General features: G+C 58.0%; 13 protein-coding genes. 6 read left to right on the top strand and 7 right to left on the bottom strand.

Translation table 11 applies throughout. The features are described from left to right. Positions 1-282 precede the first annotated feature (282 nt). Positions 283-846 carry a hypothetical protein gene (locus ACN0RV_RS17405; RefSeq protein ID WP_417349587.1) on the top strand — a complete coding sequence of 188 codons (564 nt, stop codon included), beginning with the start codon at positions 283-285 and terminating at the stop codon, positions 844-846. Here the strand turns inward: ACN0RV_RS17405 and ACN0RV_RS17410 are convergent. Both ACN0RV_RS17410 and punC read right to left on the bottom strand, forming a co-directional pair. Continuing rightward, on the bottom strand, positions 843-1,406 hold the full coding sequence (locus tag ACN0RV_RS17410) for a VOC family protein (RefSeq protein WP_417349589.1): 564 nt from the start codon (positions 1,404-1,406) through the stop codon (positions 843-845). The two genes, ACN0RV_RS17405 and ACN0RV_RS17410, sit on opposite strands and share 4 nt — an antisense overlap. A 502-nt stretch (positions 1,407-1,908) precedes the next feature. Beyond that, positions 1,909-3,117, bottom strand: coding sequence for a purine nucleoside transporter PunC (gene punC / locus ACN0RV_RS17415; RefSeq protein WP_417349591.1), 1,209 nt, complete (start codon positions 3,115-3,117; stop codon positions 1,909-1,911). A 138-nt stretch (positions 3,118-3,255) separates the two neighbouring features. Here punC and punR point away from each other — a divergent pair, with 138 nt between their 5' ends. From punR to ACN0RV_RS17430, 3 genes are all read left to right on the top strand, one after another. After that, a complete protein-coding gene (gene punR, locus ACN0RV_RS17420; RefSeq protein WP_417349593.1) occupies positions 3,256-4,158 on the top strand; it encodes a DNA-binding transcriptional activator PunR in 903 nt (300 codons plus the stop codon). Positions 4,159-4,418: 260 nt separating this feature from the next. Beyond that, positions 4,419-6,779: a M1 family metallopeptidase gene (locus ACN0RV_RS17425; RefSeq protein WP_417349595.1), complete on the top strand. Its 2,361-nt coding sequence runs from the start codon at positions 4,419-4,421 to the stop codon at positions 6,777-6,779. Then, positions 6,776-7,249 (top strand): DUF6702 family protein, encoded by a 474-nt coding sequence (locus tag ACN0RV_RS17430; RefSeq protein ID WP_417349597.1) that lies wholly within the window; start codon positions 6,776-6,778, stop codon positions 7,247-7,249. The genes ACN0RV_RS17425 and ACN0RV_RS17430 overlap by 4 nt, the downstream gene beginning before the upstream one ends. Before the next feature lie 54 nt (positions 7,250-7,303). Here ACN0RV_RS17430 and ACN0RV_RS17435 read toward each other — a convergent pair whose 3' ends face one another. Together ACN0RV_RS17435 and ACN0RV_RS17440 are read right to left on the bottom strand one after the other, a co-directional pair. Then, positions 7,304-7,795 carry a GNAT family N-acetyltransferase gene (locus tag ACN0RV_RS17435; RefSeq protein WP_417349599.1) on the bottom strand — a complete coding sequence of 164 codons (492 nt, stop codon included), beginning with the start codon at positions 7,793-7,795 and terminating at the stop codon, positions 7,304-7,306. 51 nt (positions 7,796-7,846) lie between these two features. Further along, positions 7,847-8,539 (bottom strand): aspartate/glutamate racemase family protein, encoded by a 693-nt coding sequence (locus ACN0RV_RS17440; protein ID WP_417349601.1) that lies wholly within the window; start codon positions 8,537-8,539, stop codon positions 7,847-7,849. 204 nt (positions 8,540-8,743) lie between these two features. On the opposite strand from ACN0RV_RS17440, the gene ACN0RV_RS17445 reads away from it, so the two are divergent. Together ACN0RV_RS17445 and ACN0RV_RS17450 are read left to right on the top strand one after the other, a co-directional pair. Then, complete coding sequence (locus ACN0RV_RS17445; RefSeq protein ID WP_417349603.1) at positions 8,744-9,502, top strand: hypothetical protein; 759 nt, start codon at positions 8,744-8,746, stop codon at positions 9,500-9,502. Between the two features lie 631 nt (positions 9,503-10,133). Next, the gene (locus ACN0RV_RS17450; protein WP_417349605.1) at positions 10,134-11,708 is read left to right on the top strand and encodes a BCCT family transporter; all 1,575 of its coding nucleotides are present in this window, start codon (positions 10,134-10,136) and stop codon (positions 11,706-11,708) included. Positions 11,709-11,823: 115 nt separating this feature from the next. Here ACN0RV_RS17450 and ACN0RV_RS17455 read toward each other — a convergent pair whose 3' ends face one another. The 3 genes from ACN0RV_RS17455 to ACN0RV_RS17465 all read right to left on the bottom strand — a co-directional run bounded on the left by ACN0RV_RS17455 (position 11,824) and on the right by ACN0RV_RS17465 (position 14,367). Next, entirely contained in the window at positions 11,824-13,023 is a 1,200-nt protein-coding gene (locus ACN0RV_RS17455; protein ID WP_417349606.1) for a carbohydrate porin, read from the bottom strand. A 182-nt stretch (positions 13,024-13,205) separates the two neighbouring features. Further along, positions 13,206-13,691, bottom strand: a complete 486-nt coding sequence (locus tag ACN0RV_RS17460; protein WP_028108279.1) for a MarR family winged helix-turn-helix transcriptional regulator — start codon at positions 13,689-13,691, stop codon at positions 13,206-13,208. A gap of 175 nt (positions 13,692-13,866) precedes the next feature. Further along, positions 13,867-14,367 (bottom strand): DUF3299 domain-containing protein, encoded by a 501-nt coding sequence (locus ACN0RV_RS17465; protein WP_417349608.1) that lies wholly within the window; start codon positions 14,365-14,367, stop codon positions 13,867-13,869.

Raw genomic sequence — 14,367 nt, forward strand, 5'->3', positions numbered from 1 at the left:
GAGTGCGCTTACGCCTTGCTATTGTTGGTTTGCCCATAATAGGTCTCCAATGTGTAAACCTATTTCAGGACGGGACAACAACGACAAGAAAATGGGGCGCTGAAGCGCCCCTTTTTAATCCAGGTTCGGTGACTCGTTACCCTGTGTATTCGAGCAACATCATCCCGAATACTGTGACTGGTCATAGCATCGAATAGCTACTATTCGTTCAATGAATTGAAGCAGTTAGGCAAAAGCCCAATAATGGCGTCCAACACCAAGCGACGGCATAGGAGCCACGCCATGAGGCCCAATCCGGGCAAGCCCATCTTCCTTATCGCCCTGACCGCCATGGCCAGCCTGCTGTTGTGCCTCTACCTTCAGCCCCGTCTCGGCGCCGCCCTTGCCTTGGGCCTGCCCCTGGTCCTGCTGGTACTGGTCAGTTTGGGAATACTGGCACGTCATTTTTCGGCGCCGTCACTACCGCTCCCCGATAACGTCGGCCTCGATTGGAGCATCGCCTACCAGCGGCAGATGACCCTGGTGGTACGCTGGGTCTACCCGGCCATGGGGGTGTTTGTGCTGAGCCTCGCCTTACTGGCGTTGTCTGCCTTCACGGTCAGCGACAGCGGGTTGCCTCTATGCAGGCTTGACGATGACGCTCCGTCGCCGCTGCAGCTGGTGCTGCTGACGACTGCCCTGGGCTCCATCGTTACGGTGATTGCCGCTCTCTATTGCTGGGCCCGGTGTCCCGGCTGTGGGCAACTGCCTCCCGGCTCCGGTGGCAGCACCGGCGGTGTCCCCCTGCACCTTGAGAGCTGTCCCCGCTGCGGTGCCACCCTCTACCGGCCAGGGCAGCCGAATTAGGGCTTGAACAGGCGCTCTGAAGTCACCTTCTCATAGCCCTGGCCATCTGGGTAGCTCACCAGCTCCAGCTGCATCCCCCAGGGTGACAGGAAGTAGACCCAGGTTACCCCGGCATTGGGGCCCTCTGTCATGGTCTTGGGTTCTCCCTGGATCTTGAGGTTATGGCGCTTAAGATAGGCTACCGCCGCATCCATCTCCTCCACATAGAACGCCAGGTGGTGGCCGCCAATATCGCTGTTGCGTGGAACAACCGGATTCTGATCTTCGGCCTTATATTCAAACAGCTCCAGATTGCTGCCATTGCCACAGCGCATCATGTTCAGCACGGTAATCTCGGCCCTGGGGTCCACGTTGAGGTTGTCTGCCATCCAACTGCCCTCCGCATCCTTGAATGGCCCCATTTCGAAGAAGGCGCGGCACCCCATCACCTCGGTAAAGAAGGTGGTGGCCTGCTTCAGATCCGGCACGGTCACACCGAGGTGGTCGGGCCCGCGCATGCCTGGGATCGCCGCCTGGGCCGTGCCCGCGATCAAGGTCAGCAATAGCATCAACTTATTCATAACTCGTCCTCTTAAGCCTCGGTCCCACGAATGGGTTAGCGGATATCGGGGGGCGTTTGCAATCCAGGGAGACGATGCCCGCACCAAGGCCGTTTTGGCTCAGGCTCATTGCCTTCTCCCCGGCCCCCCGAATGAAAGTAGAGCTTAGACTCACGACATGGCGAATATAAGACGGCCATGGTGAATAGCTATAATTCGAAACAGGAATAGGCAATAGATAGAAACGATGCCACTCATACCCCTGTGCGAGTAGATCTGAAGGAGCAGCCTGCACCGCTGCTGGTGGCAGGTTTGTAGCTCTTCTGGAAAACAGACTGGTGTACCCGCTGACATCAAGACGGGTTCCTCATAGAGAGCCCCGGTGCAAGCCGGGGCTGAATCATTGGCAGAGAAGCGATGCCAACCTCTCTGGACGGAGCGGATGGCGAAAACTCTTGGGCGATGCTGGAGCCATACAGATTTCCCGATTCCCTCTTAACGCCAGCCAGGCCTTAGGCAATGCCTACTCCCGCTCGTCCATCGCCACCCGGGCCGGATCCGGCCGGGTCCACTGGCAGCGCTGCCTGGCATCGGACACCACATAGCCGAGCATCACGCCGATGCAGCTCAACCCAATGGCGATGCCTATGGCCGCCTGTGCCTGACTGGCAAAGAGCGCCACCGCCGCACTGGCAGCGAAGCTGATGCTGATCTGGATGCTGTTCTGCAGGCCAGCCCCGGTCGCCGGACACTCCCTCGCCTGCCCAAGGGCACGATTGACCGCGATGGGATAGAGCGCACCATTGGCGGCGGCCAACAAACAGAAAGGCGCCAGCATCGGCCAGATAACGGAGAGGGGCAGCAGGGAGACGACCGTCAACAGCAGCGAGGCAAACCCGAACAGCACCAGCAGCTGCTTCAGTACCCATTCATCTCCCATGCGCTCTACCAGTCGCTTGCCCAGGTAGCCACCGGCCATAAAGGCCAGCGTCTGCGGCAGAAACACCATGGCGATGTCGCCGGCGCCATAACCCATGCCAGTCATCACCTTCGGCAGGCCGGTCAAAAATGCGAAAAAGGCCGCCGAGCCGAAGCTGTAGATCAGAACGTTGCCCAGATAACCGGGGCGTCGAAGCAGCAAGCCAAAATCCGCCGCGATGCTGCCCTGGGAAGCTTGTGGCCTGCGGCCCGGGCGAGCAAGGGTTACCAACAGACACACCAGCCCCATCAGAGCCAGTCCAATGAATATTCCCTGCCAGTCAAACCACCGCATCAGTGCCACCCCAAGTTGCGGTGCCAGTGCCGGGGTCAGCGCCACCAGGGGCATGATGGTGGCAAACAGGCGCTGCGCCTCGCGGTCGCTCTTTTCAGAGATCACCATCGCCTGCCAGATAACCGCGGCAGAGGAGACACCCACCGCCTGCAGGGATCGCAGGGCGAGCAGCTGCCAGATGCTCTGGCTGTAAGCGATGGCCACAGAAGCCAGGGCAAAGAGTGCCAGGCCCGCCAGCAGCGCGTTACGATGGCCCAGTCGGTCTGACACTGCGCCCCAGAGGAGCTGACCTATGGCCAGACCCGCCAGAAATACCGACAGGGAGAGCGCCACCGCCTCCGGGCCACTGCCAAAAAAGTCCTGCATCCGTTCGAAGGCGGGCAGGTACATATCGGTAGCGACAAATCCCAGCATCGACAGGGCTGCCAGGTAGACCATCTCCAGTTTAGTGGTTTTCACAACAAATACCTTTCAACAATTTTCATCGAGCGAGGTGGCGCCAGCCCCATGTATATCATCGCCGAGGATTGTATTTGTCGTAATGAAGAAAATTAAACGATATTATGCTGGGTTATCGTTCAAATATTTTGATTGCTCATGTTTGCCAAAGCCGACCTCGAATTGCTGGATTGCGTCGCCCGCCTGGGCAGTTTTACTGCCGCCGCCGGTCAACTGCACAAAGTGCCCTCCGCCATCAGTTACCGGGTGCGCCAGATGGAGGGGGAGTTGGGGGTCGAACTGTTCCATCGCCTTCCTCGCCGGGTCGAACTGACCGAAGCGGGCCAGCACTTCATCACGCAAGCCAGGGCGATGCTCAGGCAGATGGAGGAGGTAAAAGCCCAGACCCTGAGGGTCGCCAGTGGCTGGCAACAGACCCTGCGTCTGGCCCTGGACAATGTGGTTAAACCCCACAGAATCACTGCTCTGATCCGGGATTTCTATCGCCATTTCGACAACGCCGAACTGGTGATCAGCATGGAGGTGTTCAACGGCGTGTGGGACGCCCTGGCCGAGGGCCGGGCAGAGATCGCCATCGGCGCCACCTCCGCCATTCCCGTGGGCGGAGACTTCGGTTACCTGGACATGGGCGAGATCGACTGGGCCTTCGTGATGGCGGCCCACCACCCCCTGGCTAACACAGAGCACCTCAGTGAAGAGGCCATAGGCCGCTTCCCCGCCATCAGCCTGGAGGACAGTGCCCGCACCCTGCCCAAGCGCAGCAACTGGCAACTGCCCCACCAGCGCCGGCTGATGGTGCCCGACTGGCCCAATGCCATCGCCTGCTTCAGTGAAGGACTGGGGCTGGGCTGCATGCCCCGCCACTATGCCGAACCTCTGATTGGCAGAGGGATCCTGGTGGAAAAAGAGCTGCCAACCCCCCGCAACCCCAGCCACTGCTGCCTGGCCTGGCGCAAGGATCAGTCCAACGCCCTGCTGGCCTGGGTACTGGATTATCTGGGTGAGGACCGAGAGCAACTAAACCGGGAGTGGCTGAACTGACCCCCTCGGAAAAACCAGCTTACACAATTTTTCCTGTTTCCTTTTTCGTGAGATTCGGCACTTTTCACCAATAAATCCCGGGTGTTAATCACAGCTTAAATAGCTGAATCCGGTTTGTTGGTCAGCTGTTCCCCGCCGGCTTCCCCGGCGGTTTTTCACCTCCCCTCCCCTGTGGTATCTTGCCCGCGCTACACCACCCCGCCGCACCAAACTCATAACCAAAGCGGCCGTGGGATTCACCCTTAAGAAGGATACAGCCCGTGCCATTTCGCTCCCTTATCCTGGGTCTGTGGTTGATCGCCACCACAGCCCTGGCCGCCGACCCCTTGCTGGTCGCCGGTGACAAGTTCCGCCAGCTCGAAGAGTTGTTGCCCACCCCCAACAGCTACCGGACCGCCTCCGGCGCCCCAGGCCACCAGTACTGGCAGCAACAGGCGGATTACCACATCGACGTGACTCTGGATGACGCCAACCAGAGCCTGTCCGCCAAAGAGGTGATCACCTACACCAACAACTCTCCGGACAGCCTGCGCTACCTGTGGCTGCAACTGGATGCCAACCGCTTCCGCCAGGACTCCATGGCCAACCGGATGCGCACCGTGTCTGTGGCCGACGAGGGAGACAAGGCCAACCGCATCGACATGGGCAGCTACCGCCGGGAACTGATGACCCAGGTCCACCCCTCTGGCATCAATCTGACCCAGGTCAGCGGCAAGGACGGTCAGCCCCTGAAGTACACCCTGGTGGATACCCTGATGCGGGTGGACCTGCCCACAACACTGAAGCCCGGGCAGAGCTTCGACCTCACCATTGGCTGGCAGTACAACATCCACGAGCAGAAAGCCCTGGGCGGGCGCTCCGGCTATGAGTACTTCGAACGGGACGACAACTATCTGTACGAGATCGCCCAGTGGTTCCCCCGGATGGCGGTCTACAGCGACGCCCATGGCTGGCACAACAAGCCCTTCCTGCGCCATGGGGAGTTCACCCTGGAGTTTGGCGACTACGAGGTGAACATCACCGTGCCCGCCGACCATGTGGTCACCGCCACCGGCACCCTGACCAACCCAGACGAAGTGCTGACCCGCACCCAGCGCCAACGCCTGGAGCAGGCCAGAGAGGCGGACAAACCGGTGTATATCATCACCAAGGCCGAGGCCCTGGAGAACGAAAAGCGCCGCAGCAAGGGCACCAAGACCTGGCGCTTCAAGGCGGACGCGGTGCGTGACTTTGCCTGGGCCTCCTCCCGCAAGTTCCTGTGGGATGCCCAGGGCTACCAGAAGGGCGGCACCGACACCCTGGCCATGTCCTTCTACCCCGAGGAAGCGACGCCACTGTGGGACAAGTACTCCACCGCCGCCATCGTCCACACCATCGACGTCTACAACAGCTACAGCTTCGACTACCCCTACCCGGTGGCGATCTCGGTCAACGGCCCCGTGGGCGGTATGGAGTACCCCATGCTCTCCTTCAACGGCCCGCGCCCTGAGATCAACAAGGAGGATCGCAGCGACCGCACCTGGTCCAGACGCACCAAGTACGGCCTGATCACCGTGATCATCCATGAGGTGGGCCACAACTACTTCCCGATGATCGTCAACTCCGATGAACGCCAGTGGACCTGGATGGATGAGGGGCTCAACACCTTCGTTCAGTACCTGGCCCAACAGGCCTGGGAGGAGGAGTACCCCTCCAAGGGCGGCGAACCCCAGGAGATCGTCTCCTACATGAAGAGTGAGGGTCAGGTGCCAATCATGACCAACTCCGAGTCAATTCTGCAGTTTGGCAACAACGCCTATGCCAAGCCTGCCACCGCCCTGAACATCCTGCGGGAAACCATCCTGGGGCGTGATCTGTTCGATTTCGCCTTCAGGGAATACGCCGAGCGCTGGAAGTTCAAGCGCCCGATGCCCGCAGACTTCTTCCGCACCATGGAAGACGCCTCCGGTATCGACCTGGACTGGTTCTGGCGAGGCTGGTTCTACACCACGGATCACGTCGACATCAGCATCGACCGGGTGCGTCATTTCACGGTGAACACCAAGGATCCCGACATCGAGTCCCAATGGCGGCGCCAGCAACATCAGGAGAAACCGGAAACCATCACCGAGCTGCGCAACCAGGGGATGCCTCGCTTCATCGACGGCAAACCCGAGCAGCAGGACTTCTACAACGAGCATGACCAGTTCACCGCCACCAACAAGGACCGCAACGACTACGCTAAGATGCTGGCCAAACTGGAGCCGTTCGAACGGGAGCTGCTGCAGGACGATCACAACGTCTACCTGCTGGACTTCTCCAACCTGGGTGGCCTGGTGATGCCCATCATCCTGGAGCTCAGCTACGACGACGGCACACAGGAGTCGCTCTCCCTGCCCGCTGAAATCTGGGTGAAGAACGCTCAAAAAGTGACGAAGATGCTGGTACGGCCCCAGGAGAAAAGGCTAACCTCTGTGGTGGTTGACCCCCATTGGCAAACCGCCGACACCAATGTGGACAACAACCATTATCCGAGACAGATCCTGCCCTCCAGGCTGGAGCTGTTTAAGGAGAAAAAGAAGAAGAACATGATGCAGAAGTACGCCGAACCTCTGAAGGAGGACGGAAAGGAGACCCAATGAGACTCTGGCTTCTGGTCCTGGCGCTGCTCAGCGGCGGCGCCTGGGCCCACAATTTCCACTTTGGATTGACCGAAATGGCCTTGAGCCGCAACGGTCAGTCCCTGGAGATCATCCACCGCTACAGTGCCCGGGATATGGGGCGAGCCCTGGAGCTTCCTGCCAGCAAGGGCTTTGCCGATGCCGAGCTGCAGTTGGAGCAGTACCTGAATCAGCACTTCAGGCTGGAGACCGATACCGGGCTGCAGCTGGAACCTAACTGGGTGGGCATCGACCCCACGGTAAAGGATATCCTCATCTATCAGGAACTGCCCATCGGCGAATACCGGGGACACCCACTGACCATCACCCTGACCCTGCTGCAGGAGGTGGAACCCAGTCAGGTGAATACCCTGAACCTTCAGGATTTCCGCCAGACCCAGAGCTGGCAGCTCAACCGGGCCCAGCCTTCGGTGACCCTGACCCTGCCTTAGGCGCTGTTGAACCAAGCACAACCACTGGACCTGACGCCAGGCGGCCGGCATTCATCAGCCGGGCGCCTTGACCCTGGCCATCAGCAGGGCATCCACATAGCGGCCGTCCCGGAAGGCATACTCCCGGGCAGTCCCCTCCACCTCGAAGCCGTGCTTACGGTAGAGTGCCTGCGCCGCCTCATTGTCGCTGTACACCTCAAGCTCGATGCGCCTTAACGCCAGCCAGTTGTCCGCCAACTCCAGCAGCGCCGCCAGCAGCGCTGCCCCCACGCCCTGGCCATGGAATTCGGGGTGCACCGCCATGCCGATGTTGGCCACATGACGACGCCTGGGCGAGGTAGCCAGCTCCAGCCCACCGTTGGCCACCACCCTGCCCTGCATTTCAACCACCAGCACATGGATGTTGTCCGGCTTGCTGGTCAGCCGTTCACGCCACATCTGCTCGGTGGGATGGGGCATCTGCAGGGTATTACCAAAGCACTCCGGCTGAGCCATGGTCTGGGTAATGTCGGCGGCGTCCTCAGGACGGGGGGCGCGAATGAGCATACTGTCTCCCTGTTCTATGTCGTTGAAATTCTGTGGGAACCTATCTTTTTCTCACGATTCCAGGGCTTTGGCAACCGCCGCCTTGGCGTGTATCTCTGTGGTATCGAACAGGGGAACCTTGGTGTCCCTGTCGCTGATTAGAAGGCCGATCTCGGTGCAGCCGAGGATCACCCCCTGTGCCCCCTCTGACGCCAACCGGTCGATCACCTCCAGGTACCTCCGGCGGGATAGGGACTCCACCTTGCCCAGGCACAGTTCCTGGTAGATCACCCGGTCGACCATGGCCCGCCCCGCATCGTCGGGTACCAGCACCCGGATACCCCGGGCCTCCAGACGCTCCTTGTAGAAGGCCTGCTCCATGGTAAAGCGCGTCCCCAGCAACCCGACACAGCTTATCCCCGATTTCAACAGCGCATCGGCGGTGGCATCGGCGATATGCAGCAGAGGGATCGTCACCGCCTCGATGACCTGAGCCGCCACCTTATGCATGGTATTGGTGGCAATCACCACGAAATCGGCGCCTGCAGATTGCAACGCCACCGCCGCCTTAGTCAGAAGCTCTGCCGATTTCTGCCAGTCGCCGAGGCGCTGCAGGGCTTCAATCTCGGCGAAATCCACACTGTAGAGCACCAGCTTGGCGCTGTGCAGCCCGCCCAGGGCAGCCGCCACTCCCCGGTTTATCTGCTGATAGTAACTGACGCTGGATTCCCAGCTCATGCCGCCTATGATGCCAATGGTTTTCATATCCCCTCGCTTGCTCCTCATTACCAGGTGCGATCCTGATTAGCCGCAAAGCCAACTGTGAGCTTGGACGGAATTGCTCCCCCACTCTCCCTTTCTCTCCAGCAACGAGAAATAGTCAACAATTCTGTTAATTTTCAGACAGAAAGCTTAACAGCCAGGGAGAGAATTGAGTATGATTTATCCAGCGTCTCTCGGAGGGATACCATGAGAATTGCACTCGTCATATTGATGTTGGCCGCCTCCCTGCCGGCCTGGGCCAGGCACGCCTACCCCAAGTTCTACTTTCAGGTAGACCATATCCGCTCCTTCGAATATGCCATCTCTGGCAACCACTGGTACCCGCCGACGGCAGACAACCGACACGTCTTACAGGGTGTAATGGCCCTCAACACCACAGAGGATCAGCGACAGCTGGTGAGGGATCTCATCCGGGACCCCAATCTGGAGAGAGGCCTGCGTCGATTGGGCGGCGAGCTGAGCTGCCTGGTCTACCGTTACCTGGCGAAAGAGGGGGAGCGACCGCTGTGTTTCGACGCCGCCCCCAGCGACCACCGCCGTAAACAGACCACCCCGTTTTTCGACCGAAACGGCCCCTACCATCAGGCTCCTCTGGAGCTGACCTACCCGGAGCAGGCCTCCGCCTATCTCACCTACCGGTTCCGGATGACCGTCCCTTCGGGCAGCCGCTATGACCTGGATAATCCCTTCTACCCCATTCACAGGCTGGGGTACGGCATGGGTGGCAACAACAGTGATGCCCTGATTGTGACGGTGTTCCTCGAGGTGCTAACCGAAAACGAGAGCGGACTCTGGCAGCCAGTCACTCTCAGCCATACCCAGATCCCCCTCTATCTGCACCTGCCCTCCCAGAGGGCCATAGGTAAAAGCGGCAGCCTCAGAGCCGCCTTCGATCTGGGCAGCAAAGAGGTACGACTCCTGGATTACACCGGCCAACGCTGGTGATCAACTGAAAGAGGCCCCTGGAGTAATTGGTCATTCCGGGGCCTGACAACTCAAACGATATCTAACAAAAACCCTTCCCAAATACCCTATATACGATTGATATCAAATTTATCCCCAAGGGTTCCTCTGGCCACCTGACGTTAAATTTTCGTTAAATCTCGAGGGTGGGCGCCCAAATAGAAACCATGAACGCTTGATATAAAACCTTAAAGCGAACGGTCATCACCCCTTGGATTGGTACAACCAAAACAACTGGCATAGTCATGCCTCGGGTTAAGCCAGACTCTGAAACCTGAACAATTAATTTCAACTATAAGCACCCGGCGGTCAATATTTAGCCTCAAACCTACTTTAACCTGGTAGATGTTATTTTATTTTCACTACAGCTCGTTGCATTTTCCCTTTCGGTCCATCCGACACCAAAAACAATACATATAGTTGTTTTTAATAAACTTAACATTATTCAAACCGTAACCCCCTGGTGTTTTTATCACCAAAAAAGAAGCTCAAAAGCAGATTTCAAGTCACCAGACGATTTGAGCTCTACCCTAACACTTTGTTAGCATTGCCCCGCATTACAACTAAAACATCTCATCAATTGGTTTGATTTCAAACCTAACAGAGAGGATTAATGAGTAACCCCATAGATAAGTACAGTATCGACAATACTGACTATACCGTTGGCCAAGACAACATTCAGAAGTGGGGGTTTGATGTCCATAACCCTGTTTTCGGCATCAGTGCCGGCCTGATTCTTCTTTTCCTGGCAGCCATCCTGATCAGCGATGCCGCCACCGCCAAAGCCGCCCTCGACGGCATCAAGTGGAAAATCATAAACAACTTCGACGCCCTCTTTATGTGGTCGGCTAACCTGTTCCTGATTTTCTGTTTATGGCTGATGGTGAGCCCATACGGCCGCATCCGCCTCGGCGGTGCCGACGCCCGTCCCGAGCACTCCAACCTGTCCTGGATGGCGATGCTGTTTGCCGCCGGTATGGGCATCGGCCTGATGTTCTGGGGCGTTGCCGAGCCGGTTGCCTACTTCACCGGCTGGTACGAGACGCCGCTGGGCGTCGAAGCCAACTCTCCGGAAGCGGTCAGGGTTGCCATGGGCGCCACCATATTCCACTGGGGCCTGCACCCTTGGGCGATGTACGCCGTTGTCGCCCTGTCCCTGGCTTTCTTCGCCTTCAACAAGGGACTGCCCCTGTCGATCCGCTCCATCTTCTACCCCATTCTGGGGGACAAGACCTGGGGCTGGTTTGGCCACGCCATCGACATCATGGCGGTGCTGGCGACCCTGTTTGGCCTGGCGACCTCCCTGGGCCTGGGTGCCCAACAGGCTACCAGCGGCATCAATCACGTGTTCGGCACCGAAGGCGGCATCGGCATGCAGGTTGGTGTCATCGCCTTTGTCACCGGACTGGCGGTCGTTTCCGTGGTCCGGGGCATCGAAGGCGGCGTCAAGGTACTGAGTAACGTCAATATGCTGGTGGCTCTGGCTCTGCTGGTGTTCGTGACTCTGGTGGGCGCCGCCGTCGCCTTCGGCAATCTGGGACAAACCCTGCTTGGCTATGCCGAAAACCTGATCCCCCTGAGCAACCCCCACGGTCGTGAAGATGAAGCCTGGATGCACGGCTGGACCGTGTTCTACTGGGCCTGGTGGATCTCCTGGTCTCCTTTTGTTGGCATGTTCATCGCTCGAGTTTCCAAGGGTCGCACCGTGCGTGAGTTCCTGATTGCGGTGATGTTTATCCCCACGTCAGTGTGCATCATCTGGATGTCGGTATTTGGCGGCATCGCCATTGACCAGATCATCAACAAGGTGGGCGAACTGGGCACCAATGGTCTGTCGGACATCACCCTGGCCCTGTTCTACACCTACGATGCCCTGCCCTGGAGTACCTTCCTGTCGGTGATCTCTATCGTGCTGATCATGGTGTTCTTCATCACCTCTTCCGATTCCGGCTCCCTGGTGATCGACAGCATCACCGCCGGCGGAAAAGTGGATGCCCCTGTGCCCCAGCGCATCTTCTGGGCCACCATCGAGGGCGCCATTGCCGCTACCCTGCTGTGGATCGGCGGCACCGAAGCGATTCAGGCCCTGCAGGCGGGCACCATCTCCACCGCCCTGCCCTTTACCTTTATCCTGCTGATGATGTGCGTCAGCCTGGTCAAAGGCATGAAGACCGAGCCAAGAGGGTAACCTCACACTCCGGTTCCAAGGGGCGCTGCGGCGCCCCTTTTTATTAACCAACACCGTAACACCAGACAAAAAAAGCCCCGCCAATGGGCGGGGCTGCATGCGGTTAACTCCTGGCTTAGAAGTAATAGCCGAAGTTGATGTTCACCCGCTTGTTGGTGTCACCGCTGCCCACCAGGGTGCCGCCGATAAAGGGCTGATTCTCAGCGACAACAAAGTCCACGTAGGTGTAGAGCGCACCGGCACTGATCGCCATACCGGTCACGTTCATGAAGGTATCGTCCAGTTCGCCCGGCTTGTCGGTCATCAGGGAGTAGTCGTTGTAGAAGGTCAGGTTGGTGACCGGGCCCATCTTCACCGGCAGACTGTAAGCGATGTTGGCGGTGTAGGTGATCGCTTCTGCGGGAATGGAGTCGTAGAAGGCGTAGGCACCAACCACCATCTGCTCTACGTCCATGCCATCGATATCATACTCGTAGTCAGACGCCTGAAGCTGAAGGTTCCAGGCACCGTAGTTGATGACGCCGTGCACCGCCGCAGCCCAGTGGTCGCCGTCCATGCCGCCATCCACTTCCAGCTCACCAAACTGACCGGACAGGCCCAGTTCTACTGAGCCGCCATCCAACTCCAGGGTATGGGCGTAACGAAGGTTGAAGGTGTTGGTTTCCCCCACCTCCAGGCTCGGTGCATCGTAGGTGCCTTCGCCCTCCAGACGCACCCCAAGCACGTCATAGGAATATCGATCGCTGCGCTCAGACACATAACCATCGATGCCGCCCTGCTCATCGTTCTTGTAGAACGCCACATCCAGTCGATTTCGTTTGGACTCAAACTTATAGTTCAGGCCCATGTCATAGTCATCTTCCAGACCAGTGTAAAAATTTGAGCTGAAGAAGAAGCTGTGAGAAGCGTAAGGCAGGATACCGAAAGGCACCTGGGTGACACCGATCTGACCGCTCTGGGTGTCGCTGAAATCATACCCAACCCAGGCGTGATGCAGCACATCCATGTATTGGTACCAACGGTACTGAGCGGAAAGCGTCAGGTCACCAATCTTGCCATTGGCATCTAACCTGAATACATCAAAATCGAAGTCTCCGCCCCTGTCGCTGTTGTCATCGCTATAATCTTCATAGCTATACTGGAATCGAGCCGCCCCTCCCAGGGTAATGCCTCCCTCATCCTTCTCCTGCTCTACCGCTTGCTGACGCTTCTCCAACTCATCGATTCGCTGCTTGAGCTCTTCGATTTCACTGGTTTGAGCAGCCGCCGCGGCAGAGAAAATCATACCGATGACAATGGCCAGTTTGGTTTTCATTACAACGCATCCTAATTGAAATTATGAATGTTCCAAAACAGACGCCCCGAACCACATTTCTGCAACCGCCGGGACGCAACAACGTTACATGTTAACGAACCAATCATTTGATCTCAAACCAATGCGCTGATTTCAGGTACAAAAAAGGGCGGCTTACGCCGCCCTTTTATGGGAATCCTGGTTTACTTCACTGTATCCGGTGAGGCGATATCCAGCAGAGGCGCAGCATCCAGGGTTTCTGCATCCATCATATAGGCAACACGCTGCATGGAAGAGAGAATCTGGGTCTTCTCCCAATCATTAAGGTTCTCGAAGCGATCGATGAACTTCTCATGCAGAAGTGGCGGCGCCGAGGCCAGGACCCGGCTTCCCTCCTCGGTGAGTCTGGCATTGACGATTCGCTTGTCCGTCTGACTGCGGACCCGCTCAATCAGCCCACGATCCTGCAGTCGATTCAAGATGGTGGTGACCGTTGCCGGGCTCAGGGAAACGTCATTAGAGAGACGGCGCACCGTCACATCCCCAAGGGTATCAATGGCTCTCAGCACCATGACCTGGGGAATGGTCAGCCCGCAGGCTTTGATCATTCTCTTAGACTGCAGGTCGGTCGCCCGGATGATGCGCCGAAGTGCCACGAGCACCTCAGGCCAGTATTGTGCCTCAGGCATGTTCTTCCTATACAAAATTCAACAAATAATTGCCGAGTATATTCACCCTCGAGCTTTAGGCAACTAACTTATTGCTGTTAATTGAAATTACCCTTGCATCACCAGGCAAGGGCCCAGGTAACCGCCTCACGCCATCCTAAAGGATGAACAGGCCGGACCAAAAGCCCGGCCCCACCTACCCTTCGTCGTAGGGGTTGGCCAAGGTGGCCTTCATGGAGTATCCCGCGGCAAAGGTTTCCATATCGTAGGTGACCGCATTGAGGGTGCCAGTCACCCATACCGCATCCCAGACTATGTCCTGGGGCAAGCCTTCAGGATAGTTTACATAGACGATCTGGTTGGTCGGTGGCGGAGGCACATGGATGCAGGCGCCATAGTAAGGCACCAGCAGGAACTCGGTAACCCTGTTCTCATCCCCCTCCAGGGGCACCACGAACCCGGCCAGTCGCACCTCCTTGCCGTTCAGCGCTTCCACCACCTTTCCGTAAGTCTGCACCCAGTCGATGGGGACACTCTCATCGGCAAACATGGGGTGGATGGCATTGGAAGGCGGAGGTAAGGGGTTATCTCGCTCCTCTGCCGGGATCAGATCCTCCCACTCCAGCACCTTAACCTCGGCACTGACCATCTGGGATACCAGGGCCAGGACAGCCAACAACAGATATCGCATTTTCAT

Origin of the sequence: Ferrimonas sp., from assembly GCF_048263965.1 — a bacterium.
Lineage (GTDB): Bacteria > Pseudomonadota > Gammaproteobacteria > Enterobacterales > Shewanellaceae > Ferrimonas.

Bases quoted from the DNA above. Each gene is read 5' to 3' on its own strand.
- ACN0RV_RS17405 (WP_417349587.1), top strand. From the start codon at position 283: ATGAGGCCCAATCCGGGCAAGCCCATCTTCCTTATCGCCCTGACCGCC.
- ACN0RV_RS17410 (WP_417349589.1), bottom strand. From the start codon at position 1,406: ATGAATAAGTTGATGCTATTGCTGACCTTGATCGCGGGCACGGCCCAG.
- punR (WP_417349593.1), top strand. From the start codon at position 3,256: ATGTTTGCCAAAGCCGACCTCGAATTGCTGGATTGCGTCGCCCGCCTG.
- ACN0RV_RS17430 (WP_417349597.1), top strand. From the start codon at position 6,776: ATGAGACTCTGGCTTCTGGTCCTGGCGCTGCTCAGCGGCGGCGCCTGG.
- ACN0RV_RS17435 (WP_417349599.1), bottom strand. From the start codon at position 7,795: ATGCTCATTCGCGCCCCCCGTCCTGAGGACGCCGCCGACATTACCCAG.
- ACN0RV_RS17440 (WP_417349601.1), bottom strand. From the start codon at position 8,539: ATGAAAACCATTGGCATCATAGGCGGCATGAGCTGGGAATCCAGCGTC.
- ACN0RV_RS17445 (WP_417349603.1), top strand. From the start codon at position 8,744: ATGAGAATTGCACTCGTCATATTGATGTTGGCCGCCTCCCTGCCGGCC.
- ACN0RV_RS17450 (WP_417349605.1), top strand. From the start codon at position 10,134: ATGAGTAACCCCATAGATAAGTACAGTATCGACAATACTGACTATACC.
- ACN0RV_RS17455 (WP_417349606.1), bottom strand. From the start codon at position 13,023: ATGAAAACCAAACTGGCCATTGTCATCGGTATGATTTTCTCTGCCGCG.
- ACN0RV_RS17460 (WP_028108279.1), bottom strand. From the start codon at position 13,691: ATGCCTGAGGCACAATACTGGCCTGAGGTGCTCGTGGCACTTCGGCGC.
- ACN0RV_RS17465 (WP_417349608.1), bottom strand. From the start codon at position 14,367: ATGAAAATGCGATATCTGTTGTTGGCTGTCCTGGCCCTGGTATCCCAG.